A 24,102-nucleotide genomic window follows, 5' to 3' on the forward strand; every position below is an offset into this window, starting at 1 on the left:
GTGGGAGAGGCACGCAAGGACGCGTCTCCCAGATTCCTCCCCAATCGGGCGCCATGATCGGCGGCTTGCCCATGCCATCCCCGCCCCCGAAACGCATGCCGCAGAATGCGGCCATGCCTCCGCCGCCGAGCCCATGCCGCGCCTGACCCTCTCCCGCAAGATCTTCCTGGCCCTGGCCGCCCTGCTGATCGTGCTGCTGCTGAGCTTCGTGGGCTTCTCGATCGTCGCGCTGCAACGGGGCCTGGGCGCCTACGTGGCCGAGATCGAGATCCGCCGCATGGACTGGCTCTCGCAGCTCCTGCTGAAGCACTACACCGCCAATGGCGACTGGAAGAAACTGCGCGACAACGACGACGCCTGGCACCGCCTGCAGCTGGGCCAGTCGGCGATGGTGATCGACGGCGCCGCCACGCCCGACGACCGGCGGCTGCCGCCCTGGTACGAGCGCCGTGCGCCCGGCACACAGGGCGACGGCGCGCCGCAGCCAGAACCGTCCAGCGGGCTCTCGCCCACCGCCTCGCCCCAGCCGCCGCAGCTCGACCTGCTGCCCCGCCGCTTCCTGATGCCGCCCCCGGGCTTCTTCCCCGGCCTGGCCGGCCCGCCCGACTCGATCTTTCGCCGCCTCGCCGTGCTCGATGCCCACGGCGCGCTCGTGGTCGGCGCGACCATCGACCCGGAGAACGCCGCGCGCCGGCCGATCCGCCACGGGCGCACCGTCGTCGGCTACCTCGCGCTCGCGCCGATGCAGGGCCTGGAGAGCGAGGCCGACCGCGCCTTCCTCGCCCGGCAGTCCGGCGTGATCGCGCTCACCGGGCTGTGCGGCCTGGCCTTTGCGCTGGTGCTGTCGTGGCTGCTGGCGCGCCGCTGGTTCCAGCCGATCGACGCGCTCACGCAGGCCGCGCAGGACGTGGCGCGCGGGCGGCTCTCGACGCGCGTCGCGGTCCACGGCTCGGACGAACTCGCGCTGCTGGGCAAGACCTTCAACGACATGGCGCAGCGCCTGGACACGGCCGAGGCCTCGCGCCGCGCCTGGCTGGCCGATGCGGCGCACGAGCTGCGCACGCCGCTGGCGGCCATGCGCGCGGAGATCGAAGCGCTGCAGGACGGCGTGCGCAGCTTCGACGAACGCACCGCGCTGCGCATGCACCGGCAGGTGATCCGCCTCGGCCAGCTGGTCGACGACCTGCGCAGCAGCATGCGCGAGCCCCAGAGCGACCTGCTGAAGGCGCCGGTGTATCCGCTGTCGCTGCTGAAGGAGGCGCTCGACCACACGCGCGACCGCTTCGCGCAGCGCGGCATCGCGCTCGACCGCGACGCCCTCGACCGCATCGCCGCCTCGGCCCAGCCGGTGATCGACGGCGACGCGCACCGGCTGCACCAGGTCTTCATGAACCTGCTGGAGAACACGCTGGCCTACACCGACGCCGGCGGCCAGCTGCGCATCGGCGTGAGCGTCGAAGGCGCATGGACCGGCCATTGCCTCACGCTGGTGTTCGACGACAGCGCACCCGGCGTGCCCGAGGAAGAGATTCCGCGCCTCTTCGACCGCCTGTTCCGCGGCGAGACCTCGCGCAGCCGCGCGCTGGGTGGCTCCGGCCTGGGCCTGTCGATCTGCCGCGCGACCCTCGAGGCGCACGGCGGCAGCATCGAGGCGGCGCCCTCGCCACTGGGCGGGCTGCGCATGACGATCACCCTTCCGCTGGCGGCTTCCGCATGACACGCATCGTGATCGTCGAAGACGAACTCGACATCGCCTCCGTGGTGCAGGACTACCTGCGCCACGCCGGCTACGACACCGAGCATTTCGCCGACGGGCAGAGCGCGCTCGAGCGCATCGTCGCCGCACCGCCCGACCTGACGCTGCTCGACATCATGCTGCCGCGCCTCGATGGCATCGAGGTGCTGCGCCGCGCGCGGGAGCACACGGCGCATCCGATCATCATGCTCACCGCGCGCATCGAGGAGGTCGACCGCCTGCTCGGCCTGGAGCTGGGCGCCGACGACTACGTGTGCAAGCCGTTTTCGCCGCGCGAGCTGGTGGCGCGGGTGCGCGCCGTGCTGCGCCGCACCGCGCCGCCCGTGGCGGTGCAGGTCGCGCCGGGCGACGCATCGGGTCTCGTGCTCGACGACGTGCACTGGCGCGCCTCGCTCGACGGTACGCCGCTGAACCTCACGCGCCGCGAGTTCGGGCTGCTGCAGGTGCTGTCGCGGCACCCGGGCCGCATCTTCTCGCGCGCCCGACTGCTGGAGCTGGCCTACGACGACACGGTGGACGTGACCGAGCGCGCCATCGACAGCCACGTGAAGAACCTGCGCCGCAAGCTCGGCGCGGTGACGCCCGCGCACGACTGGATTCGGTCGGTGTATGGCGTGGGCTTCGCGTGGGAAGCGCCGCCGCCGGCCTGAGCGGCCAGGCTAGTTTTGTCGAGGGGCTGCCGCGCGAATTTGCGTCGCCGTCTTCGCCCAGGTCTTTTCCAGCATCCGCGAAAGATAGGACGTCGACTCCCAGCCGACCTGCAGCGCGATGGACAGCACCGAGTCCCGCGTGGTCTGCAACAGGTACACGGCCCGTTCGATGCGCTGGCGCTGCAGGAACTCCAGCGGCGAGATGCCGTGCTTCGCGCGAAAGATCCGCTCCACCTGCCGGCGCGACAGCCGGTGCTGTTGCGCGAAGGCGTCGAGCGACAGGGGCTGCGCCAGATCGCGCAGCATCGTTTCGGCCAGCAGCTCAGCCACCCACAACGCCGGCGAGGCGTCGCCCTCCGACAACGGGTTGGCGCTCAGGCGCGCGGCCTCCATCACGAGCGCGCCGCACAGCACGTAGTTCTCGCTGTCGCCCGCGCGGGTCGATTCGAACATCCGCTGCGACAAGGCGCCCAGCGCGGTGCTGCCCGCGCGCATGCCTTGCGGGGGCCGCACGACGCCCTGCGCCTGCAAGGCCGTGGCCCACAGCGCCGGATCGACGTAGACCGCGACATGGCTCTGGCCGGCGGTGAGCGTGGTCGTCGAATGCGCGCTGCCCGCCGCGAACCAGACGAAGTGGCCGGGCCCGAGGCGCAGTGCCTCGCCCTGCGCATCGCCCACGCTGAAGCGGCCTGCGATGGGCACGAACAGCATGTCGCAATCGTGCACGTGCGCGTCGGTGGCGTAGTGGTCACTGGTGTTGGCGACCATCGTCGCCTGGTGAGACAGCCGTTCGACGAACAGCGATTGGCGGGGCGGCGGGTGGCTGGAAGTCAGTGGCATGGCCATTCCTTGTCGCATTCGAAGCCGCGCATGTCGCAATCGGGCGCACGCGTTGGCGCGCGCTCCACAGAATCGGAAGGACCACTCCTGCAAGAAGACCCCATGACTACTCAACCTCTGCGCCGCGCGCTCCTGGGCCTGGCCGCCGCCGGTGCCCTGTACGGGCCGACCGCCTCGTGGCCGGCCTCCGATCCGGCCTACCCGGTGAAGCCGATCACCATCATCGTACCCTTCCCCGCCGGCGGCGGAACGGACGTGATCTTCCGTTCGGTGCAGCTGCGGCTGCAGGCTGCGCTCGGTGTGTCGGTCATCATCGACAACCGCTCGGGCGCGGGCGGCACCGTCGGCACGGGCTTCGGCGCGAAGGCGAACCCCGACGGCTACACGCTGGTGGCCAGCACCACGACCACCATCGCCTCGGCCGATGCGGTGTACCCCAAGCTCCCGTACGACCCCCTCAAGGACCTGGTGCCGATCGGCACCATCGGCACCACGCCTTTCGTGCTGGTGGTCACGCCTGCGCTGGCGGCGCGCACGGTGAAGGACTTCGTCGGCTACGCCAAGGCCAACCCGCAGGCGCTCAACTACGGCAGCATCGGCAACGGCAGCCTGAGCCACCTGGCGGGCGAACTGTTCAAGCAGCGCACCGGCATCGAGATGACGCACGTGCCCTACCGCGGTGCCGCGCCCGCGCAGGCCGACCTGATGGCAGGCCAGATCCAGGCGCTGTTCGACAACCCGCCCGCGCTGCTGGCGCAGGTGCGCGGCGGCCGCATGCGGGCGCTGGCCATCAGTGAACCGTCGGCGGGTTTTGCCGACCTGCCGACCTTCGAGGCAGCCGGCATCAAGGACTTCAAGCCGCAGCTCTGGTACGGCCTGATGGCACCGGCCGCCACGCCGCAGCCGGTGGTGCAGCGCCTGCGCGCCGCACTCGACACCGCGATGAAAGACCCGGCCCTGCGCGCCGACATGCTGGCCAAGGGCGTGACGCCGTGGAGCGTGCGACCCGAGGTGTTCGAGGAGCACATCCGCAACGACATCAAGCTCTGGGGCGGCATTGCGCGCTCGGTCAACGCGAGGGCTGATTGACGATGGCTGCGATTTTTTCTGCGCCCGGTTGCCGGAACATCCGCGTGTTCGTCGGCCCCGATCCATCCGTCGGCGGCAACCCCGCGCCGGTCTGGCTCGATGCTGACGCGCTCTCCACCGCACGGATGCAAGAGCACACCCGGCTCAGCGGCCATGAGTCCGTCTTCGTGCTGAAGCCGACCACACCGGCGCACCGGCTGCGCATGCGCTACTTCGTGCCGAAGCACGAGATGGAAATGTGCGGCCACGCCACGGTCGGCGCGCTGTGGCTGCTGCACCGGCGCGGCGAATGGGACGGTGCGCCCGTCGCGATCGAAACGCTCAGCGGCACCGTCACGGGCCGGCGCGTCGATGGCACGGTGCAGATCAGCCAGCCGCGTGCCACGGTGGAAGAGGTGACGCAACAGCGGCTGGTCGAAGACATCGCGCAGTGCCTGGGCATCGAGGTCGGGCAGATCGTGGGGCCAGTGCTCAACGCCGCCACCAGCCGGGTCAAGACGCTGGTTCGCCTGGCCGACACCGCGCAGCTGCACGCCTTGCGCGTCGACTTCGCACGCGTCGAATCGCTGTGCGAACGTCTCGGGTCCACCGGGCTGTATCCCTATGCCATGTCACGGGACGAGACCGACACGGTCAGCGCGCGGCAATTTCCGAAATCTTCCGGCTACCCGGAAGACGCCGCCACGGGCATCGCCGCCGCGGCGCTGGCCTGGGGCCTGCGCCACCTCGGGCTGGTCGGCCGCGAGGCGCTGTCGGTGACCGTGCGGCAGGGAGAAGCAATGGGTTCGCCCTCCGCGATCCACGTGGGATTGCCATGGGATGCGAACACGCAGGAAGGTTGCTGGGTCGGCGGCGAGGCCTGCGATGCGCAACCCGAAGATTTCTTGCTCGACCAGCTGTGCCCACCTGAAGTGGCGCGGGCCAAGCCATCGGGTACTTACGCCACATTCGCGCAAGTGGGAAACCTGCTGCATTCGAGCGGCGTGGTGGCGCGCGAGAACGGCCAGGTGATCACAGGCCGGCTCGAAGGCCCCGACGATGTGCCGCGCGGTCAGCGGGCCGCAGTGGCTTGCGTCGGCGCCCTGCTGCGCGCGGCACAGGACGAGCTCGGCAGCCTCTCGCGCGTCGTTCGCGTCGTGGCACTGAACGGCTACCTCCAGGCTTGCGGCGACTTCAAGGACCACGCCCAGGTGATGGACGCGGCCTCGGCGGCCCTGCAACAGATCTTCCCCGATGCCGCCCTGCCGGTTCGCACCACGGTGGGCGTCGCCTCGCTGCCTCGCGGCGGCGTGGTCGAGGTGTCGATGGTGCTCGAGACGCGCGACTAGGCCCGCTCCTTCCCGGCTTTTTCCACGGGAGGCAGCGCAGCGTGCCCGCTCGTCACCACCGCCGAGGTGGCGGGCCGCTTCAGCCCCAGCGCGCCTTCGAGCATCCGCAGGATGGTCTCGCGGGCCAGGTCGAAGTCGGCTGGCTCCAGCGCCTGCTTGCCGAGCAGCATGCGCATCTGCCAGGCGAAGTCGGCGTAGGTCTGCGTCATGGCCCACAGCGTGAACAGCAGGTGCGGCACGGGCAGCGGCGCCACGTCGCCGTTCGCCATCCAGCGGTTCAGCACGGCCGCTTCGGCGCGGAAGGCTGGTACCAGCTTGGCCTCGATGTCGTCGGCGCATTGCGGCGCCTGCGAAATGATTTCCTGCGCGAACAGCCGCGAGCCCGAGGGGTGGTCGTACGAGAACTGCAGCTTCTGCGTGACGTAGCGCTCCAGCGCGGCATGCGGGTCGAGGTCGGCGTCGGCGAGGCTGTTGAGGTTCGACAGCCACGAGTCGAGCACGTCGTTGAACACGCGGCTGTACAGCGCCTTCTTCGACGGGAAGTAGTACAGCAGGCTCTGCTTGGAGATGCCCGCGTCGGCCGCGATGTCGTCGACCGACACCCCGCCGTAGCCGTGCAGCGCGAAGCGTTCCTGCGCCACTGCGAGGATGGCGCTCTCGAGGTTCTGGCGGCGGGCCTGGCGCTTCACGGCGGGAGGACGCGCCGCAGTTCGCAGGGGTGGCGCAGCGCTCATGGGTTCTTCATCCGCGCCAGGAAGCGCACCAGTCGCTCGTCGCCGCAGTGCGCGACGTTGAAGCGGTACCAGGCAAAGGGCTGCGGCATGTCGCCGAAATCGGTCGCGGCCGCGAGCGGCAAGCCCTGCTTGCGCGCCTCCTGCAGCACCGCATCACCCGATGGACGAGGCTCGCTGCCGGGCGGCCAGCCTGCGCAGAGAAAGGGGCCGCCATCGGGCACGCACAGCGCCTGCAGGCCCGCGCCGGTCAGCAGCGACAGCGTGCGCTCACCGGCGATCTTCAGCGCGGTGTTGAGCTTCTGCAGGAAGCGCGGATAGCCGGCATCGGCCAGCACCTCGCAGGCCACGCGCTCCTCGAACTCGCTCGGGCCGAGCGTGGTGTGCAGGCAGCGCAAGGCCGCACCCTCGACCCAATGCTGCGGCAGCAGCACATGTGCAAGCCGCAGCTTGGCCGACAGCGTGGTCGACACGCCACCGACCTGCGCCACGCGCTGCAACCCGTCCATCGCGGCAAGGCTGGGCGCCTGCAACGGCGAGAGCCCGCGCCAGGTGTCGAGCTCGATCACGCGCAGGTCGTGCCGCTCGGCCGCCTGCAGCGCCTGGTGCGCGCCCTGCGGGCTCATGCAGATGCCCAGCGGATTGGAAACTGCCGTCGACAGGAACAGCAGGCGCTGGCGGCTTGCCGCAGGCAACATCGCGGCATGGCTGTCGAGCGCGGCGATGTCGAGGCAACCGCCGCGCCGTGGCACTTCGAGCATGCGACGGCCCAGCGTGAGGATCAGGCTGCGCAGCTGGCGCGGTGCGGGCGACTCGACCAGCACCGCGTCGCCGGGCTCGGTCCAGGCCTGCAGCAAACACATCGTGGCGCCCAGGCTGCCCGCTGCCGTCATGACCTGCTGCGGGCCCAGTGCGGGCAATTCGGCGCGATGGCGCGCGGCGATCAGCTCGCGCAGGCGCGGCAGGCCGAAACCATGTCGCGTGCCGCTGTCCCATTCGGGGGCCGAGCGCGCCACGCGACGCATGGCTTCGCGCACCAGGTCGTCGCCCCGGTATTCGGGGGGTGGCGGGCGGTCGTGGGCCGTGGCGGTGTCGGTCATGCGCGGCGCCGCATCGGCGTCGTCGGTTGCCACGCGCGAAGGCCGGTGCAGCACGTAGTAGCCGCTGCCCGGCCGCGAGGCCAGCACCGAGCGCGCGCGCAACGCGCTGTACGACTCGGTGACGGTGAAGGTGCTGATGCCCAGCTTGCCGGCCAGCGCGCGCACCGAAGGCATCTTGGTGCCGGGCGCCAGGCGCCCGTCGATGACGCGCAGCTCAACACCCACCACGAGGCGCTGCGCCAGCCCGAGGCCGGGCGCGGCTTCGTCCATGTCGCCCATCAGGCCCTGCATCCAACCGGCACCGGCGGGCGCCGGCTGGCGCAGCGCCGACGCGTTGCTTGAACTCTGCATCACCGGGTCTCCTTGAGAAACGCATGCGGCCTGTCTGGACAGGGTTTGCCCTGGGCAACTGTGCTGGGGAGTGCACCAAACAGCATGGTCGGCAGCGGCAAACACTTTCTCGTGCGCCGCGCCAACTGTGTATGGGCGGCACCCCTCGTTTGCTGAATCATCGCGACATTCGACCACTTGGTCAAACTTCATGAGGGCTCGCTCTCTCATGTCGCACACGGTTACCCCACCACGACCTGGAGCTTGAAAGCCCATGAGCAGCACGATGAATCCCGTCGCGCCCAGCGCGCACATTGCCTCCGATGTGCGCGCCGGCCGTCTCGACCCCGCGCAGTACGCCAAGAACTTCTGCGACGCCCACCCGCCGCTGAACGTGGTGCAGGCCAACATCGAGGCCGAGCGCTGCTACTACTGTTTCGACGCGCCCTGCCAGACGGCCTGCCCCACGGGCATCGACATCCCGACCTTCATCCGCCGCATCGCCGACGGCAACCTGCGCGGCGCCGCGCGCACCATCCTCGAAGAGAACCCGCTGGGCGGCATGTGCGCCCGCGTGTGCCCGACCGAGGTGCTGTGCGAGCAGGCCTGCGTGCGCAACAGCAACGAGAGCAAGCCGGTCGAGATCGGCCTGCTGCAGCGCCATGCGACCGATGCCTTCTTCGACGCGCCCGGCGCGCCGCTGTTCGTGCGCGCGGCCGACACGGGCCAGCGCATTGCCGTCGTCGGCGCGGGCCCGGCCGGCCTGGCCTGCGCGCACCGCCTGGCGGTGCAGGGCCACCAGGTGACGCTGTTCGATGCACGCCCCAAGCTGGGCGGCCTGAACGAATACGGCCTGGCCAGCTACAAGACGGTGAACGACTTCGCGCAGCGCGAGATCGAGTGGCTGCTGTCGGTCGGCGGCATCGAGGTGCGCAACAACCAGGCACTGGGCCGCGAGCTGCACCTGGATGCGCTCGCCGCCGACTACGACGCGGTGTTCCTCGGCCTGGGCCTGGCCGGCGTGAACACGCTGGGCCTGGGCGAGCAGACCGGCGTGCGCGATGCGGTGGACTTCATCGCCGAACTGCGCCAGGCCGCCTCGCCGGCCGACGTGGCCATCGGCCGCCACGTCGTGGTGATCGGCGGCGGCATGACCGCCGTGGATGCGGCCGTGCAGTCGCGCAAGCTCGGCGCGGAAGACGTGAGCATCGTCTACCGGCGCGGCGCGGACGCCATGGGCGCCTCGGTCGACGAGCAGAGCTGGGCCAAGGAGAACGGCGTGCGCATCATCCACTGGGCCGCGCCCAAGGCCCTGCGCGCCAAGGGCGGCGTGCTGCGCGGCATCGACTTCGCGCGCACCGCGCTGGTCGACGGCAAGCTGGTCGAGACCGGCGAAGCGCTCGCGCTGCAGGCCGACATGGTGCTGTGCGCCATCGGCCAGAGCTTTGTCGCGACCGCGCTGGAAGACAGCGGCGTGCAGCTGCAGGGCGGGCGCATCAGCACCGATGCGGAATGCCGCAGCTCGCTCCCGAAGGTCTGGGCCGGCGGCGACGCGCGCTTCGGCGGGCGCGACCTCACGGTCGAGGCGGTGGAAGACGGCAAGCAGGCCGCGCTGTCCATCGACCGCCACCTGCGCGCGGCCTGACGCGACAGCGCCGATCTTCCTTTCCTCTCATTCCATCCGTGCGCGCCTTGCCGCGACAGGAGCAATTCACATGGCAGACCTGAGCATCGACTTCGTGGGCATCCGCAGCCCCAACCCTTTCTGGCTGGCCTCGGCGCCGCCGACCGACAAGGAGATCAACGTGGTCCGCGCCTTCGAGGCCGGCTGGGGCGGCGTGGTCTGGAAGACTGTGGGCGAAGACCCGAACGTCGTCAACGTGCACGGCCCGCGCTACGCCGTGTCGTATGCGGCCGACCGCCGCGTGACGGGCTTCAACAACATCGAGCTGATTTCCGACCGGCCGCTGCGCACCAACCTCGAAGAGATGACGCGCGTGAAGCGCAACTGGCCCGACCGCGCGCTGGTGGCGTCGATCATGGTGCCGTGCACCGAAGAGGCGTGGAAGAACATCCTGCCGATGGTCGAAGACACGGGCTGCGACGGCATCGAGCTGAACTTCGGCTGCCCGCACGGCATGAGCGAACGCGGCATGGGCGCGGCCGTGGGCCAGGTGCCCGAGTACATCCAGATGGTGGCCGAATGGTGCAAGCACTACTCGAAGCTGCCGGTGATCGTGAAGCTCACGCCCAACGTGGCCGACATCCGGCCCGCCGCGCGCGCCGCGAAGAAAGGCGGCGCCGACGCGGTGAGCCTCATCAACACCATCAACTCGATCATGGGCGTGGACCTGGACGCGATGGCGATGTTTCCGCACACCGATGGCAAGGGCTCGCACGGCGGCTACTGCGGCCCGGGCGCCAAGCCCATCGCGCTGCACATGGTGGCCGAGATCGCGCGCGACCCGCAGACCGCCGGCCTGCCGATTTCGGGCATCGGCGGCGTCTCGACCTGGCGCGATGCGGCCGAGTTCATCGCGCTGGGCAGCGGCTCGGTGCAGGTGTGCACTGCCGCCATGGTCTACGGCTTCAAGATCGTGCAGGACCTGTGCGACGGCCTCTCCAACTTCATGGACCAGAAGGGCTACGCCAACCTGGAACAACTGCGCGGCCGTGCGGTCGGCAGCATCACCGACTGGCAGCAGCTCAACCTGAACCACGTCGACAAGGCAGTGATTCACCAGGACCTGTGCATCCAGTGCGGCCGTTGCCATGTGGTGTGCGAAGACACCTCGCACCAGGCCATCAGCGCCACGAAAGACGGCATGCGTTTCTTCGAGGTGAAGGAAGAAGAGTGCGTCGGCTGCAACCTGTGCGTGTCGATCTGCCCGGTGCCCGGCGCGCTGTCGATGCGCACGCTGAAGGCCGGCGAGACGGACGCGCGCACCGGCCACCCGGTGGTCGGCCATTACGCCAACTGGACCACGCACCCCAACAACCCGATGCGCACCGGCAGCCCCGCCTGAACGGGATATCGAACAAGCGAGTGAGTGAGTGAGCAAGTGAATGACCAAGCCCGGCGCAGACCGGGCGGCGGCGGGAGGGGAACGACCACACGGCCAGAAGCACGACACACGTGCAGGAGAAAACCCACATGACGACCCCACAGCACGGCGGCGCACCCGCCGCAAACCTCTGGAACGAGGACCTGGCGCCCACCACGCTGGCGCAGCGAACGTGGCGCTGGTACCACTTCGCCGCGCTCTGGGTGGGCATGGTGATGTGCATCCCCGCCTACATGCTGGCGGCCAGCCTGATCGAAGGCGGCATGTCGTGGGGGCAGGCGGTGCTGACGGTGTTCCTCGGCAACGCCATCGTGCTGGTGCCGATGCTGCTCATCGGGCACGCCGGCGCTAAGTACGGCATTCCGTATGCGGTGATGGCGCGCGCCTCGTTCGGCACGCGCGGGGCGCGGCTGCCCGCCTTGCTGCGCGCCATCGTGGCCTGCGGCTGGTACGGCATCCAGACCTGGTTCGGCGGCCAGATGATCTACACGCTGGTCGGCGTGCTCATGGGCCAGCCGCTGGGCGGCGACAAGCTGCCGATGCTCGGCATCAACGGCGCGCAGCTCGTGTGCTTCCTGATCTTCTGGGCCATTCAGCTGTACTTCGTGGTGCACGGCATCGAGTCGATCCGCCGGCTCGAAACCTACACCGCCCCGCTGAAGATCATCGTGTGCATCGCCCTGCTCTACTGGGCCGTGCAGCGCGCGGGCGGCCTGGGCCCGATCTTCGACCAGCCTTCGCAGTTCGAGGCCGGCGGCAAGAAGGCCGGCATGTTCTGGGCGGTGTTCTGGCCGTCGCTCACGGCCATGGTCGGCTTCTGGGCCACGCTGGCGCTGAACATTCCCGACTTCACGCGCTTCTCGCGCTCGCAGCGCGACCAGGTGGTGGGCCAGGTCATCGGCCTGCCCGCGCCCATGGGCCTGCTCGCGATGATGGCCGTGATGGTCACCTCGGCCACGGTGGTCATCTACGGCAAGGCGCTGTGGGACCCGGTCGACCTGGCCAGCCGCATGACCGGCGCCGCGGTGCTGCTCGCGCTCATCATCCTGCTGATCGACACCGTGAGCGTGAACCTGGCGGCCAACCTCGTGGGCCCGGCCTACGATTTCTCTGCCCTCAACCCGAAGAAGATCTCGTACCGCACGGGCGGCTACATCACCGCCGGCATCGCCATCGTGATGATGCCGTGGAAGGTGTTGGAGACCACGCAGGGCTACATCTTCACTTGGCTCATCGGCTACTCGGCGCTGCTAGGGCCGGTGGCCGGCATCCTGATTGCCGACTACTACCTCATCCGCCGCAAGGAGCTGGACGTCGATGCGCTCTACCGCGAGAACGGCGCGTACAGCTACGGCAATGGCTGGAACATGGCGGCCATCGTCGCTTTCATCGTCGGCGTGCTGCCGAACATCCCCGGCTTCCTCAACGCCGCCTTTCCGTCGGCGGTGCCGTCGATGCCCGAGTTCTTCAAGACGATCTACACCTACGCCTGGTTCGTCGGCGTGGTGCTGTCGGCCGTGGTCTACATGGGGCTGATGAAGGCGCGCGCGCCACAGCTTCAGGGCATGACCCCGCCCCTCAAGAACCCCAGCTGAGACAAAACAGAAAAGGAACCCACGCCATGACCGTTCTCATTCGCGGTGGCACGGTGGTCAACGCCGATGCCGAGCACCGTGCCGACGTGCTCTGCCAGGGGGACAAGATTCTCCAGGTCGGCACCGACCTGCAGGTGCCGGCCGGCACCGAGGTGATCGACGCCGGGGGCGCCTATGTCATGCCCGGCGGCATCGACCCGCACACCCACATGCAGCTGCCCTTCATGGGCACCGTGGCGGCCGACGACTTCTTCAGCGGCACGGCGGCCGGCCTGGCCGGTGGCACCACCAGCATCATCGACTTCGTGATTCCCGATCCGCAGCAGTCGCTGATGGACGCCTTTCGCATGTGGCGCGGCTGGGCCGAGAAATCCGCCGGCGACTACAGCTTTCATGTGGCCGTGACCTGGTGGAACGACAGCGTGCACAAGGACATGGGGACGCTGGTGCACGAGCACGGCGTGAACAGCTTCAAGCACTTCATGGCCTACAAGAACGCGATCATGGCCGACGACGAGATCCTGGTGAAGAGCTTCCAGCGTTCGCTGGAACTCGGCGCCATGCCCACGGTGCATGCGGAAAACGGCGAGCTGGTCGCGATGCTTCAACAGCAGTTGCTGGCGCAGGGCATCCGCGGGCCCGAGGGGCATCCGCTGTCACGCCCGCCGATGGTCGAGGCCGAGGCGGCCAACCGCGCCATTGCCATCGCCGACGTGCTGGGCGTGCCGATCTACGTGGTGCACGTGTCGTGCGGTGAAGCGCTCGACGCCATCGCCCGCGCCCGCGCGCGCGGCCAGCGCGTGTACGGCGAGGTGCTGGCCGGCCACCTGGTGGTCGACGAGAGCGCCTACCGCGACCCCGACTTCGCGCGTGCTGCCGCCCACGTGATGAGCCCGCCCTTCCGCTCGCGCGAGAACCAGGCCATGCTGTGGCGCGGCCTGCAGGGCGGCAACCTGCACACCACGGCGACCGACCACTGCACCTTCTGCGCCGAGCAGAAGGCCGCCGGCCGCGACGACTTCACGAAGATTCCCAACGGCTGCGGCGGCGTCGAAGAGCGCATGGCCGTGCTGTGGGATGCCGGCGTCAACGCCGGCCGCCTCACGCCCTCGGAGTTCGTGCGCGTCACCTCCACCAACGCGGCGCAGCTGTTCAACCTGTACCCGCGCAAGGGCGTGATCCGGGCCGGGGCCGACGCCGACATCGTGGTGTGGGACCCGAAGGCGACCAAGACGCTGTCGGTGAAGACGCAGCACTCGAAGAGCGACTTCAACATCTTCGAAGGCCGTGAAGTCATGGGCGTGCCTAAGCACACCGTAAGTGCCGGCCGCTGGGTCTACCGCGACGGCGACCTGCGCGCCGAGCCCGGCACTGGCCGCTATCTGAAGCGCCCGGCCTTCGCGCCGATGTTCACCGCGCTCGAACGTTTCAAGCAGCAGCACGCGCCCACGGCCGTGGCGCGCTGAACCCCCAAGGAGTCATACATGAATGCAGCAGTGGACACGCAGGTGCTGACGATCAACGGCGAGCGCCTGTGGAACTCGCTGATGGAACTGGCACGCATCGGCGCCACCCCAAAGGGCGGCGTCAAGCGGCTGGCGCTGACCGACCTCGACAAGCAAGGCCGCGACCTCGTGGTGTCGTGGGGCAAGGAAGCGGGGCTGAGCATCACCGTCGACAAGATCGGCAACGTCTTCATGCGCCGCGAAGGCACCAACCCCGCGCTGCCGCCCATCGTGTCGGGCAGCCACATCGACACGCAGCCCACCGGCGGCAAGTTCGACGGCAACTACGGCGTGCTGTCGGCGCTGGAAGTGGTGCGCACGCTGAACGACCAGGGCATTCGCACCGAGGCCCCCATCGAAGTCGCGTTCTGGACCAACGAGGAAGGCTCGCGCTTCGTGCCGGTGATGATGGGCTCGGGTGTGTTCTGCGGCGCCTTCAGCCTTGAGCATGCCTACGCCGCGAAAGACACGGAAGGCAAGACGGTGCGCGAAGAGCTGGAACGCATCGGCTACATCGGCGACCAGACGCCGGGCGACCACCCCATCGGCGCCTACTTCGAGGCGCACATCGAACAGGGACCGGTGCTGGAAGATGCGGACAAGGTCATCGGCGTGGTGCCGGCGGTGCTCGGCCTCTCCTGGTACGACTGCGTCGTCACCGGCATGGAGGCGCATGCCGGCCCCACGCCGATGCACCTGCGCCGCGATGCGCTGCAGGTGGCGACGCGGATCATGCAGGAGGTGGTGGCCATCGGGCTGCGCTACCCACCCTACGGGCGCGGCACGGTCGGCATGGTGCAGGTGCACCCGAACAGCCGCAACGTGATTCCGGGCGAGGTGAAGTTCTCGGTCGACCTGCGCAACGTGAGCGGGGAACTGCTCGACCGCATGCACGGCGAGATCCTCGCCTTCGTCGAACGCACGGGGCGCGAGACCGAGTTGGGCGTGACGATCGAGCGCGTGTCGTACTTTCCACCTTGCCCATTTCACCCCGATTGCGTGGATGCGGTGCGCCGCGCGACCGAACGGCTCGGCTACTCGGCCATGGACGTGGTGTCGGGAGCGGGCCACGACGCGATCTATGCCGCGCGGCTGGCACCGGCCGGCATGATCTTCGTGCCCTGCAAGGACGGCATCAGCCACAACGAGATCGAGGACGCGCAGCCCGACCATCTGACGGCCGGCTGCAACGTCTTGCTGCACGCCATGCTGGAGCGCGCGAAGCGCGTCGACTGACGCGCTCGCGGCGGCGTTGCCGTTACTGGTACGCCGCCAGCTCCTGCTTCGCGATCGCGTTGCGGTGCACCTCGTCGGGTCCGTCGGCCACGCGCAGGTGGCGCTCGTAGGCGTAGAAGTGCGTGAGCAGCGTGTCCTGGCTCAGGCCCATGGCGCCGAAGGCCTGCATGGCCCAGTCGATCACCTTCACGCAGTTGTTCGGCGTGAGCACCTTGATCATGGCGATCTCTTTCGCCGCCACCTTGTTGCCCACGGTGTCCATGCGGTAGGCCGCATTCAGCACCATCCAGCGCGACTGCTCGATGAGCATGCGCGACTCGGCAATGCGCTCGCGCCACACGCCCTGCTCCGACAGCGGCTTGTGGAAGGCGACGCGCGACACCAAGCGCTGGCACATCATCTCCAGTGCGGCCTCGGCCATGCCGATGGCGCGCATGCAGTGGTGGATGCGTCCGGGGCCGAGGCGGCCTTGCGCAATCTCGAAGCCGCGGCCCTCGCCCAGCAGGATGTTCTCGACCGGCACGCGCACGTTGTCGAACACGATCTCGGGGTGGCCGAAGGGCGGGTCGTACATGCCCAGCAGCTGCATGTCGCGCACGATGGTGATGCCGGGCGTGTTCTTGGGCACGAGCACCATCGACTGCTGCTTGTGGCGGTCGGCGTTGTCGGGGTCGGTCTTGCCCATCAGCACGAAGATTTCGCAGCGCTCGTTCATGGCGCCGGTGATGTACCACTTGCGCCCGTTGATGACGTACTCGTCGCCCTCGCGGCGGATGCTGCAGCGGATGTTGGTGGCGTCGCTCGATGCCACCTCGGGCTCGGTCATGGCGAACGACGAGCGGATCTCGCCGGCCAGCAGCGGCGTGAGCCAGCGTTCCTGCTGCGCCTTGGTGCCATAGCGCGCCAGCACTTCCATGTTGCCGGTGTCGGGTGCGGAGCAGTTGAAAATTTCGGCGCTCCAGTAGCGGCGCCCCATGATCTCGCACAGCGGCGCGTACTCGACGTTGCTCAGGCCGGGGCCGTGCTCCGACTCGGGCAGGAACAGGTTCCACAGGCCGCGCTCGCGCGCCTTGGCCTTGAGGCCGGCCATCATCGGCAGCTCGGCATACGGGCGGCCGGCGCGGGCGTTGGCGGCCAGCTCTTCCTCGCGGCGCTTCTCGTTCGGATAGACGTGCTCGTCCATGAACTTGAGCAGCTCGGCGCGCAGCGCGAGCACCCGGGGCGTGAATTCGAATTGCATGTCGTCTCGTCCTTCTTCCAATGTGCGGTCGAAGATACGTCGCGATGCGGATCGGGACGGTCGTTCGCGCGACAGCACGAACGCCGCCCTGGGCAGGTCAACGTGGCGTGGGCAACGCGGTCGCCAGTGCGGCCAGCGCCGCCACCACCTTCTGCACCGACTGCGCGGCGCGCGCGTCCTTCAGTGCGCCGTCGGCATCGAAGGCCTCGTTCGCGCGACCGAGCGCGAACTGCTGCGGCGCCACCAGCATGGCGAAGGCCATCTGCAGGTACTGGCGCAGGAAGTTCATCGAGCGCAGCGCGCCCAGCGGTCCGGGCGAGGCCGACAGCAGCGCGGCCGGCTTGTTGGCCGTGGCGGCCAAGCCACCCGCATGGCCCTCGCCGGGCGGGATGCGCGACAGCCAGCTGAAAGCGTTGATGACCAGCGGCGTGGGAAAGCCGTTGTACTCGGGCGTGACGATCAGCACGCCGTCGGTCGCCGCGATGGCGCTGCGCAGTTCGTGCGCGCCGGCCGGCACGCCCGAGGCGGCCTCAAGGTCGCCGTCGTACACGGGCAGCGCCAGCGCGCGCAGGTCCATCTCCGTCACCTGCAGGCCCGCCGCGCGCGCGGTGGCCGCGGCCACGGCCGCCAGCCGGCGGTTGAGCGAGCCGTCGCGGGCGCTGCCGGGAATGATCAGGATGCGGGGACTGTCCATGCGGGGCTCCTTGCCGTGCGTTGAAAGAAGAAGGAAAGCCGCGCCGCACGTTTCGCGTGCGGCGCGGCGTTCGTCAGTGTCGCACCCGGAAGATCAGGCGCGCTGCGAATCCAGCTGCTCGCTGTTCGTCACCACCTCCTGCGCCTTCATGTAGCTCTCGATCAGCAGCTGGTAGGGCGGGAACACGGCGCTGTAGGCCTCGGCCCATTGCGCGGCGTCGTCGCGGTGCCAGGTCTTCTGCACTTCGGAGCACACGCCCGCGGTGTCGATCGGCACCACGCCGGCCTGCACCACGCGCGCCAGCGTGATCTCCTGCGCCATCTTCGAGTAGGTGCCCGAGGCGTCGATCACCGCGAACACGCGGTAGCCCTCGTGCACCGCCGCAATGCTCGGGAAGGCCATGCACACGCTGGTGATGGTGCCGGCGATGATCAGCGTGCCGCGCCCGGTGGCCTTCACGGCGGCCACGAACTCGGGGTTGTCCCAGGCGTTGATCTCGCCCTTGCGCGCCACGTACTGCGCATGCGGTGCGTACTTGTGCACTTCGGGAATCAGCGGGCCGTTCGGGCCCTGCGGCACCGAGGCGGTGGTGATGACCGGGATCTTCGCCAGCGTCGCGACCTTGGCCAGCGTGGTGACGTTGGAGCGCAGCTCGGTCATCGGCATGTCCTTCACGGTCTGGAACAGCCCGCTCTGGTGGTCGATGAGCAGCATCACGGCGTCGTCCGGGTCGATGACGGGCTTGGCGCCGTTGAAGTTGGCGACGGTGTTCGGTGTGGTCATGGGGTGCTCACTTTCCTTGGGTCAGTTGCGTGTAGCTGGTGATGAGGTTGCGGTAGTCGGGGATGTGGTTGGAGAACAGCGTGCCCAGGCCCTCGATGTCGTTGCGCCAGTCGCGGTGCAGCTCGCAGGCCACGCCGAACCACGACATCAGCTGCGCGCCGGCGGCCGACATGCGGTCCCACGCGGCCTGGCGCGTCACGTCGTTGAAGGTGCCCGACGCATCGGTGACGACGAACACGTCGAAGCCCTCGGCCAGCGCCGACAGCGCCGGGAAAGCCACGCAGACCTCGGTGACCACGCCGGCGATCAGCAGCTGCTTCTTGCCCGTGGCCTCCACGGCCTTGACGAAGTCCTCGTTGTCCCAGGCATTGATCTGGCCGGGGCGCGGGATGTAGGGCGCGTCGGGGAACTGGGCCTTCAGCTCGGGCACCAGCGGGCCGTTGGGGCCGTTCTCGAAGCTGGTGGTCAGCACCGTGGGCAGCTTGAAGTAGCTGGCGATGTCGGCCAGGGCCAGCACGTTGTTCTTGAACTTGTCGGGGTCGATGTCGCGCACCAGCGAGAGCAGGCCGGTCTGGTGGTCGACCAGCAGCACGGCGACATCGTTCTTGTCGAGACGGGTGTAAGGCTTGGACATGAGAGGCTTCCTTTGCGAGGTTGAATGCCGGGGAAAAATGGCCCCCGATGCATGTCCGTCAGCGTAAAAGCGCACCCGAAAGTCCGGTAGTCGGCGAAATTTGCCTGCAGCGTTCCACCCGATGGACGATGGCAACACCCGTGCGCGCAGGTCGGATGAATTCGTGCCCGCCGGAGCCGATCCCTCGCGGCGGGTAAAATACCCCTACATGTCCCGCTGGTTTGCCGCTACCGTCCTCGCTTTCATGCTGTCCTGCTACGGCTTCGCCGTGCTCGCGCACGGGCTGGTCGGCGGCCACCATGTGACGTCGTCGTCCGGCGAACGCCAGACCGTCGCGACGCTCGCCGCCTCGCTGGCCGATGGCGGCGACAAGGACATCGGCAAGACCTCGTCCGAAGACCCGTCCGCCATGGACGAAGCGGGCTCCGAGCACGCCGAACTGGTCGATGCGCGTCCCCACGCACGCAACCTGCTGGTGCTGTCCGCGCAACCGCCGCGGCTGGGCTCCACCTCGGTGCTCTCGCCGCTGCTCGACCGGCCCAAGCGGCCACCCCGGCCCCACGCCCTCCTCGCCGCCTGAGGCCGCGCGGCGGCGAGCGAACGCCTGAGGACTGTTGCAGTCCGGGCGTTTGCGCTCATCCGATCCGGCCCGTCGCCCTTTTCGCGCGACGCCCCTGCCCCTTCTTTTTCAGCCGTCTGACGGCCCCGCCGCACGTGTCATGCGACCCGTCCGGCCCTCTCTCTTTTTTCAGGATTTTTCGATGAACTCCAGCCAATCGGCCTACCCCTCCAGCTTCGGCGCACCGTTGGCCTCGGTCCAGGAACGCAACCGCGTTCTGCGCAACACCTACTGGCTGCTCGCGCTGTCGATGGTGCCCACCGTGCTGGGCGCCTGGCTCGGCGTGGCCACCGGCCTCACGCGCGCCATGTCGCCGGGCATCGGCCTCATGGTGTTCCTCGGCGGCGCCTTCGGCTTCATGTACGCCATCGAGAAGACCAAGAACTCCGCCGCCGGCGTGCCCGTGCTGCTGGCCTTCACCTTCTTCATGGGTCTGATGCTGTCGCGCCTGGTCGGCAGCGTGCTCGGCCTGTCCAACGGCGCCAGCCTGGTCATGACCGCCTTCGCCGGCACCGGCGGCATCTTCCTGGGCATGGCCATGCTCTCGACGGTCATCAAGCGCGACATCTCGGCCATGGGCAAGTGGCTCTTCGTGGGCGCCATCGGCCTGCTCGTGGTGGGCATCGCCAACGTCTTCATCCAGTCGAGCGCGCTGATGATGACGCTGTCGGTCGCCGCCATCGGCATCTTCTCGGCCTTCATCCTGCATGACCTGAAGCGCGTGAAGGACGGCCTCGAAACCAACTACATCTCGGCCACGCTGGGCGTGTACCTGAGCCTCTACAACGTGTTCCAGTCGCTGCTGGCCCTGCTGGGCATCGCCGGCGGCCGCGACGAGTAAGCGCACACAGAACGACAAGCAAGGAAGGAAATACCATGCGCCTCACCACCAAGGGCCGCTTCGCGGTCACCGCGATGATCGACATCGCCCTGCACGGCCGCTCGGGCCCCGTCACGCTGGCCTCGATCAGCCTGCGCCAGCAGGTCTCGCTGTCGTACCTGGAACTGCTGTTCGCCAAGCTGCGCCGCAACGGGCTGGTCGAATCCACCCGCGGCCCCGGCGGCGGCTACTCGCTCAGCCGCAAGGCCGCGGAGATCACGGTGGCCGACATCGTGCTCACCATCGAGGACCTGGGCGCCAGCAAGATCCGCCCGCGCGCCGCCGGCTCGGCCGATGAACCCGGCCGCTGCGAGATCGACGACCTGTGGGCCTCCGTGAACCTGCGCGCCGTCGAGTTCCTGCGCTCGATCTCGCTGCAGAGCCTGGTCGACGAACAGAAGGCCAAGGGCGTGCAGCCCGCCACCAGCGCGGCCGCGCGCCGCACCACGGCCGTGGTCGGCTCGCCGGTGCGCAAGCCCTTCGTGGTCGACGCGCCGAACTCGGTGTTCGCACTGGGCCGGCGCCACAGCACGAGCAGCTGACGGCGATCGGCGCGGCCGCTGCGCCGCGCCTTGAAAGACCGGGCCGCGCGACCTAGACTGGGCACTGAGGGCACCCGCGGTGCCGGGGGCCAAGGAGCCTGCCATGTACAAGCGTGTTCTCGTCGCAACCGACGGCTCTTCGCTGTCGGACAAGGCGGTGGCCGCGGCCATCGACCTCGCGTTGCTGACCGGCGCCGAGCTGGTGAGCGTCAACGTCGCGCACATCCAGCCCTATGGCTACTTCGAAGGCTCGATGCTGCTGAACCAGACGGATTTCGAGGCCAACCAGAAACACGTCGAGCAGGCGGCCCAGCGCGTGGCCGATGCGGTGCGCGACACCGCCCTGGCCAAGGGCGTGCGCCGCGCCGACGCGGTGGTCATGAAGTCGAACCAGGTGGCCGAAGCCATCATCCACGCCGCCAAGAACCAGGACTGCGACCTGATCGTGATGGCCTCGCACGGGCGCCGCAGCCTCGCCCGGCTGCTGCTGGGCAGCGAGACGCTGCACGTGCTGACGCACTCGCACATTCCGGTGCTGGTGCTGCGCTGAACTGAACGAACGAGGCCCCGCGCACGCGGTGCGCGGGGTTATCTCGTCGCTGCGGACTCGACGGTCTCGACGACCGTGCGACCGGCCGGCGGGCACGACGGCCCGGCATCGCGGCCGAAGCAGCGCGCGGCCTGCGTACGCGCCTGGGCTTCCTGCGCGTGGCGCGCTTGCGCGGCATCGACCTGGTAGTCGAGCAGCCACTTCATGAGCAACAGCATCGCAATGACCAACCCAAGCGCCACACCCAGCAGGGTCGTGCGCCAGTTGCGCGGTCGCGCCGCAGACGGCGCGCGGGCCGGTGCGCTGCTCTCCATCGCGGTGAAGCCCGCAAGGCTGCGGGACGCACCACCGTCATGGATGCGGCGGCGGGGTGGTTCGGGGGTCGCGGAACGCGCGGACACCGAGGTCTGCGCGCGCTTCACGCGCGGCGCATGGGCAGTGTCCGAAGGCAGGTGGCGGGCAGGCATGACGGGGGCGATTATGAACGCCTTGCGCCCCCGGTCCGTGCGTCAGGCACCGACGCCGAACGCCGCGTGGTACCGCACCTCGCCGACCGGCCACGCGCCGTGGAACGACACGGCCTGAAAGTATTCCGGCGGCACGCCCGGCAACACCAGCCCGGGCCGCACGACGAAGCCGAAGCGGCCATAGAAAGCCGGGTCGCCCAGCAGCACGCAGCCTTGCGCGCCGGCGTCGCGCAGGCCCGCCAGCGCGGCGTCCATCAGCAGCCGGCCGATGCCCTGCCCCTGGCGCGCGGGCGCCACCGAGATCGGGCCCAGGCCATGCCAGCCAGTCGTACCGTCCGAGATCGCCACGGGCGACAGCGCGACATGGCCGACGATCTCGCCGCCTTCCTCGACCACGAGCGACAGCGTGAGCTGCCCGGCCGCGCGCAAGGCGTCGACGATGAGGTGTTCGGTGCCGTCGGCATGCGGTGCCTCGGCAAACGCCGCCACCGTCAGTTGCCGGATCGCGGCCTCGTCGCCCGGTTGCTCGGGGCGAACCACCAGCCCCGACTCCGCCCGTCGCGCAGCCTCCACCTTCTTCTGCGTGTCGGCATCCACCAGCGCCCGCATGGCACGGAACAGCGGCCGGCTGCCGGTGTGCTTCTGGCCGTAGCCGAGGTTGAATTCGTAGTCGAAGTCCGGCGGGTTTGCGCCCTGGTTGTGCTGCAGCAGGGTCTCGAGCTTGTCGAGCGCCTTCACCGCCTGCGCTTCGGGCGTTTCGGCCTTTTCGTACTCGTCCCACAGCGCCAGGATGCCCGCGCGCAGCGGCGCGTCGAGCGTGCGCGTGAGCACCTGCAGGTCTTCGCGCTCCTGCGCGCTCTTGTCGGGATGCGCGCCTTGCACGATGGCAGGAATGTCGCCGTGGATCGCCTCGCCCAGGTCGTGCACCACGCACATCTTCAGCACCTTGAGCAGGTCGAGGTCGGCCAGCTCGTCCTCGAAGGCCATGGCCATGAGGCACAGGCGCCAGCTGTGCTCGGCCGTGCTCTCGGTGCGGCCCGAGGCCGTGTGCGCGCTGCGCAGCACGCTCTTGAGGCGCTCGGCCTCGCGAAGGAAGTCCAGCCTTCCCCTGATCTGATCGATGTCCATCTCGCCGTCTCGTTCGTCCTGAAGGGTGTCAGGCCGAGCCTACGCGATCCGGACGCAGGCCGTCGTTACAGCGCCGGCCCCAGCCCGATCGGCGCGGGCACCGCGTTGACGATGCGCGTGAAGAGCGACGCATACACCTCGTCGGGCGCGGGGTGGTTGGAGAACAGGTCGCGGTTTTCGCCGAAGGCCGCATCGAGCTCGCGCCAGTCGTCGGCGCTGAGCACGCGCTCGGCCAGCGGCAGGATCTCGCGTTCCTCGTGCGCCATGTGCTCCAGGTAGAAGTTCACGTACTCGTTCATCGCCTGCTCGAAGGCCAGGCGGCGCGGCTCGCCGAGCATCTCGAAGGCGAGCAGCGCGTGCTCGACGTGGCGGATCTTGCGCTCGCCCCAGGCATGGTCGTTGTCCAGCTTGTCCATCAGGTCGCGCGAGATCGGCGTGCACGCGCGCAGCCGGGGAAAGAGCAACTCGGTCTCCTTCGGGTGGTGGCGCTTCTCGGGAAACTCGTCCACGTAGAACAGCATCGCGCGCAGCGTCGCGAAGTCGGGCATCGTGCCCTTGCGGCGGTGCTGGTCGAGCAGCATCACGATGGAACGCAGCATGGCCGCCAGCGCGGCGTGCTCCTGGCGAATGATCCGGACGGCGGCATGGGTCATGGCGGGGTCTCCTTCTTTCGAAGGCCCCAAGGGTCGCAAGTCCGACGCGGCCCAGGCTTGTTCCAGATCAAGGCCCGTGCACGCAGCCAGGCACAGACTGGCATGGCATCTCCTCTTTCTCATCAACGCACCCTGGAGGTTCCACACCATGTACCAACGCATCCTGGTTCCCGTCGACGGCAGTTCCACCTCCGCCGAAGGCCTGGCCGAAGCCATCCGCCTGGCCAAGCTCACCGGTGGCCGCCTGCGCATCGTCCACATCCTCGATGAACTCTCGTTCGCGCTCGGCATGGACGTCTACGCCGGCCATTCGGGCGACTGGCTCGGGGCGCTGCGCGCCAACGCCGTGACGCTGCTCGAGAAGGCCCGCGCCCAGGCGCAGGACGCGGGTGTCGAGGCCGAGGTCGTGCTGCGCGACGGCTTCAAGGCCGGCGCGGTCCACGACCAGGTGGTGACCGAAGCCATCGCCTCGAAGGCCGACCTGATCGTGCTCGGCACGCACGGGCGGCGCGGCCTGAGCCGCTGGGCCATGGGCAGCAGCGCGGAGCACATCCTGCGGGTGGCGCCCGTGCCGGTGCTGCTGATCCGCGCGCCCGAAGCCGCGGCCAAGGTGGAGTTCGAGCGCTTCAGCCTGCCGGACGGGCAGGTCGCGAACCAGTAGGCCGGTCGCCCGCAGCCGGTTTGACG

The 24,102-nt window shown here is 69.1% G+C and carries 24 protein-coding genes and 1 pseudogene; 14 read left to right on the plus strand and 11 right to left on the minus strand.

Annotated features, from left to right (window positions below; translation table 11 throughout):
* Window positions 1–133: 133 nt before the first annotated feature.
* Window positions 134–1,717 (plus strand): ATP-binding protein, encoded by a 1,584-nt coding sequence (locus AC1RAA_RS16450; RefSeq protein ID WP_492731240.1) that lies wholly within the window; start codon window positions 134–136, stop codon window positions 1,715–1,717.
* Window positions 1,714–2,406 carry a response regulator gene (locus AC1RAA_RS16455; protein ID WP_492731238.1) on the plus strand — a complete coding sequence of 231 codons (693 nt, stop codon included), beginning with the start codon at window positions 1,714–1,716 and terminating at the stop codon, window positions 2,404–2,406. The genes AC1RAA_RS16450 and AC1RAA_RS16455 overlap by 4 nt, the downstream gene beginning before the upstream one ends.
* A gap of 9 nt (window positions 2,407–2,415) precedes the next feature.
* Here AC1RAA_RS16455 and AC1RAA_RS16460 read toward each other — a convergent pair whose 3' ends face one another.
* The gene (locus AC1RAA_RS16460; protein ID WP_492731236.1) at window positions 2,416–3,246 is read right to left on the minus strand and encodes a helix-turn-helix domain-containing protein; all 831 of its coding nucleotides are present in this window, start codon (window positions 3,244–3,246) and stop codon (window positions 2,416–2,418) included.
* Window positions 3,247–3,348: 102 nt separating this feature from the next.
* On the opposite strand from AC1RAA_RS16460, the gene AC1RAA_RS16465 reads away from it, so the two are divergent.
* Both AC1RAA_RS16465 and AC1RAA_RS16470 read left to right on the plus strand, forming a co-directional pair.
* Complete coding sequence (locus AC1RAA_RS16465) at window positions 3,349–4,335, plus strand: Bug family tripartite tricarboxylate transporter substrate binding protein (protein ID WP_172438342.1); 987 nt, start codon at window positions 3,349–3,351, stop codon at window positions 4,333–4,335.
* 2 nt (window positions 4,336–4,337) lie between these two features.
* Window positions 4,338–5,663 (plus strand): PhzF family phenazine biosynthesis isomerase, encoded by a 1,326-nt coding sequence (locus AC1RAA_RS16470; protein WP_492731233.1) that lies wholly within the window; start codon window positions 4,338–4,340, stop codon window positions 5,661–5,663.
* On the opposite strand, the gene AC1RAA_RS16475 is transcribed toward AC1RAA_RS16470, so the two are convergent.
* Window positions 5,660–6,397: a TetR family transcriptional regulator C-terminal domain-containing protein gene (locus AC1RAA_RS16475; protein WP_139702566.1), complete on the minus strand. Its 738-nt coding sequence runs from the start codon at window positions 6,395–6,397 to the stop codon at window positions 5,660–5,662. The two genes, AC1RAA_RS16470 and AC1RAA_RS16475, sit on opposite strands and share 4 nt — an antisense overlap.
* Complete coding sequence (locus AC1RAA_RS16480) at window positions 6,394–7,845, minus strand: aminotransferase-like domain-containing protein (protein ID WP_492731231.1); 1,452 nt, start codon at window positions 7,843–7,845, stop codon at window positions 6,394–6,396. The genes AC1RAA_RS16475 and AC1RAA_RS16480 overlap by 4 nt, the downstream gene beginning before the upstream one ends.
* Before the next feature lie 253 nt (window positions 7,846–8,098).
* On the opposite strand from AC1RAA_RS16480, the gene AC1RAA_RS16485 reads away from it, so the two are divergent.
* The 5 genes from AC1RAA_RS16485 (at window position 8,099) to AC1RAA_RS16505 (ending at window position 15,225) form a co-directional block, all read left to right on the plus strand.
* Window positions 8,099–9,469 (plus strand): NAD(P)-dependent oxidoreductase, encoded by a 1,371-nt coding sequence (locus AC1RAA_RS16485; protein WP_492731229.1) that lies wholly within the window; start codon window positions 8,099–8,101, stop codon window positions 9,467–9,469.
* 70 nt (window positions 9,470–9,539) lie between these two features.
* Window positions 9,540–10,850, plus strand: coding sequence for an NAD-dependent dihydropyrimidine dehydrogenase subunit PreA (preA, locus tag AC1RAA_RS16490; RefSeq protein ID WP_062479945.1), 1,311 nt, complete (start codon window positions 9,540–9,542; stop codon window positions 10,848–10,850).
* Between the two features lie 128 nt (window positions 10,851–10,978).
* Complete coding sequence (locus AC1RAA_RS16495) at window positions 10,979–12,484, plus strand: NCS1 family nucleobase:cation symporter-1 (RefSeq protein ID WP_492731227.1); 1,506 nt, start codon at window positions 10,979–10,981, stop codon at window positions 12,482–12,484.
* A 26-nt stretch (window positions 12,485–12,510) separates the two neighbouring features.
* Window positions 12,511–13,950, plus strand: a complete 1,440-nt coding sequence (hydA, locus tag AC1RAA_RS16500; protein WP_492731222.1) for a dihydropyrimidinase — start codon at window positions 12,511–12,513, stop codon at window positions 13,948–13,950.
* Window positions 13,951–13,968: 18 nt separating this feature from the next.
* Window positions 13,969–15,225 carry a Zn-dependent hydrolase gene (locus AC1RAA_RS16505; RefSeq protein ID WP_492731220.1) on the plus strand — a complete coding sequence of 419 codons (1,257 nt, stop codon included), beginning with the start codon at window positions 13,969–13,971 and terminating at the stop codon, window positions 15,223–15,225.
* 22 nt (window positions 15,226–15,247) lie between these two features.
* Here AC1RAA_RS16505 and AC1RAA_RS16510 read toward each other — a convergent pair whose 3' ends face one another.
* From AC1RAA_RS16510 to ycaC, 4 genes are all read right to left on the minus strand, one after another.
* Window positions 15,248–16,465 (minus strand): acyl-CoA dehydrogenase family protein, encoded by a 1,218-nt coding sequence (locus AC1RAA_RS16510; RefSeq protein WP_095746577.1) that lies wholly within the window; start codon window positions 16,463–16,465, stop codon window positions 15,248–15,250.
* Window positions 16,466–16,562: 97 nt separating this feature from the next.
* Window positions 16,563–17,159: an NADPH-dependent FMN reductase gene (locus tag AC1RAA_RS16515; protein ID WP_492731219.1), complete on the minus strand. Its 597-nt coding sequence runs from the start codon at window positions 17,157–17,159 to the stop codon at window positions 16,563–16,565.
* 93 nt (window positions 17,160–17,252) lie between these two features.
* Window positions 17,253–17,942, minus strand: a complete 690-nt coding sequence (locus tag AC1RAA_RS16520; RefSeq protein ID WP_062479955.1) for an isochorismatase family protein — start codon at window positions 17,940–17,942, stop codon at window positions 17,253–17,255.
* 7 nt (window positions 17,943–17,949) lie between these two features.
* On the minus strand, window positions 17,950–18,576 hold the full coding sequence (ycaC, locus tag AC1RAA_RS16525) for an isochorismate family cysteine hydrolase YcaC (RefSeq protein ID WP_492731217.1): 627 nt from the start codon (window positions 18,574–18,576) through the stop codon (window positions 17,950–17,952).
* A 244-nt stretch (window positions 18,577–18,820) separates the two neighbouring features.
* Between ycaC and AC1RAA_RS16530 the strand changes: the two genes are divergently transcribed.
* From AC1RAA_RS16530 to AC1RAA_RS16545, 4 genes are all read left to right on the plus strand, one after another.
* Complete coding sequence (locus tag AC1RAA_RS16530; protein WP_062479977.1) at window positions 18,821–19,156, plus strand: hypothetical protein; 336 nt, start codon at window positions 18,821–18,823, stop codon at window positions 19,154–19,156.
* A 181-nt stretch (window positions 19,157–19,337) separates the two neighbouring features.
* A complete protein-coding gene (locus tag AC1RAA_RS16535; RefSeq protein ID WP_492731215.1) occupies window positions 19,338–20,036 on the plus strand; it encodes a Bax inhibitor-1/YccA family protein in 699 nt (232 codons plus the stop codon).
* A 35-nt stretch (window positions 20,037–20,071) separates the two neighbouring features.
* The gene (locus tag AC1RAA_RS16540; RefSeq protein WP_062479961.1) at window positions 20,072–20,617 is read left to right on the plus strand and encodes an Rrf2 family transcriptional regulator; all 546 of its coding nucleotides are present in this window, start codon (window positions 20,072–20,074) and stop codon (window positions 20,615–20,617) included.
* Window positions 20,618–20,720: 103 nt separating this feature from the next.
* Window positions 20,721–21,167 carry a universal stress protein gene (locus AC1RAA_RS16545; protein WP_062479963.1) on the plus strand — a complete coding sequence of 149 codons (447 nt, stop codon included), beginning with the start codon at window positions 20,721–20,723 and terminating at the stop codon, window positions 21,165–21,167.
* Window positions 21,168–21,205: 38 nt separating this feature from the next.
* On the opposite strand, the gene AC1RAA_RS16550 is transcribed toward AC1RAA_RS16545, so the two are convergent.
* From AC1RAA_RS16550 to AC1RAA_RS16565, 4 genes and pseudogenes are all read right to left on the minus strand, one after another.
* Window positions 21,206–21,634: a hypothetical protein gene (locus tag AC1RAA_RS16550; protein ID WP_062479965.1), complete on the minus strand. Its 429-nt coding sequence runs from the start codon at window positions 21,632–21,634 to the stop codon at window positions 21,206–21,208.
* A gap of 42 nt (window positions 21,635–21,676) precedes the next feature.
* Window positions 21,677–22,177, minus strand: a complete 501-nt coding sequence (locus AC1RAA_RS16555; RefSeq protein ID WP_492731315.1) for a GNAT family N-acetyltransferase — start codon at window positions 22,175–22,177, stop codon at window positions 21,677–21,679.
* Window positions 22,178–22,198: 21 nt separating this feature from the next.
* Window positions 22,199–22,762: pseudogene (locus AC1RAA_RS16560) on the minus strand (HD domain-containing protein); the annotation flags it as partial.
* A 65-nt stretch (window positions 22,763–22,827) separates the two neighbouring features.
* Complete coding sequence (locus tag AC1RAA_RS16565) at window positions 22,828–23,415, minus strand: hemerythrin domain-containing protein (RefSeq protein WP_492731213.1); 588 nt, start codon at window positions 23,413–23,415, stop codon at window positions 22,828–22,830.
* Window positions 23,416–23,563: 148 nt separating this feature from the next.
* On the opposite strand from AC1RAA_RS16565, the gene AC1RAA_RS16570 reads away from it, so the two are divergent.
* Entirely contained in the window at window positions 23,564–24,076 is a 513-nt protein-coding gene (locus AC1RAA_RS16570) for a universal stress protein (protein ID WP_492731211.1), read from the plus strand.
* Window positions 24,077–24,102 lie beyond the last annotated feature (26 nt).

The sequence above is a fragment of the Variovorax sp. GW823-FHT04F07 genome (assembly GCF_058795995.1).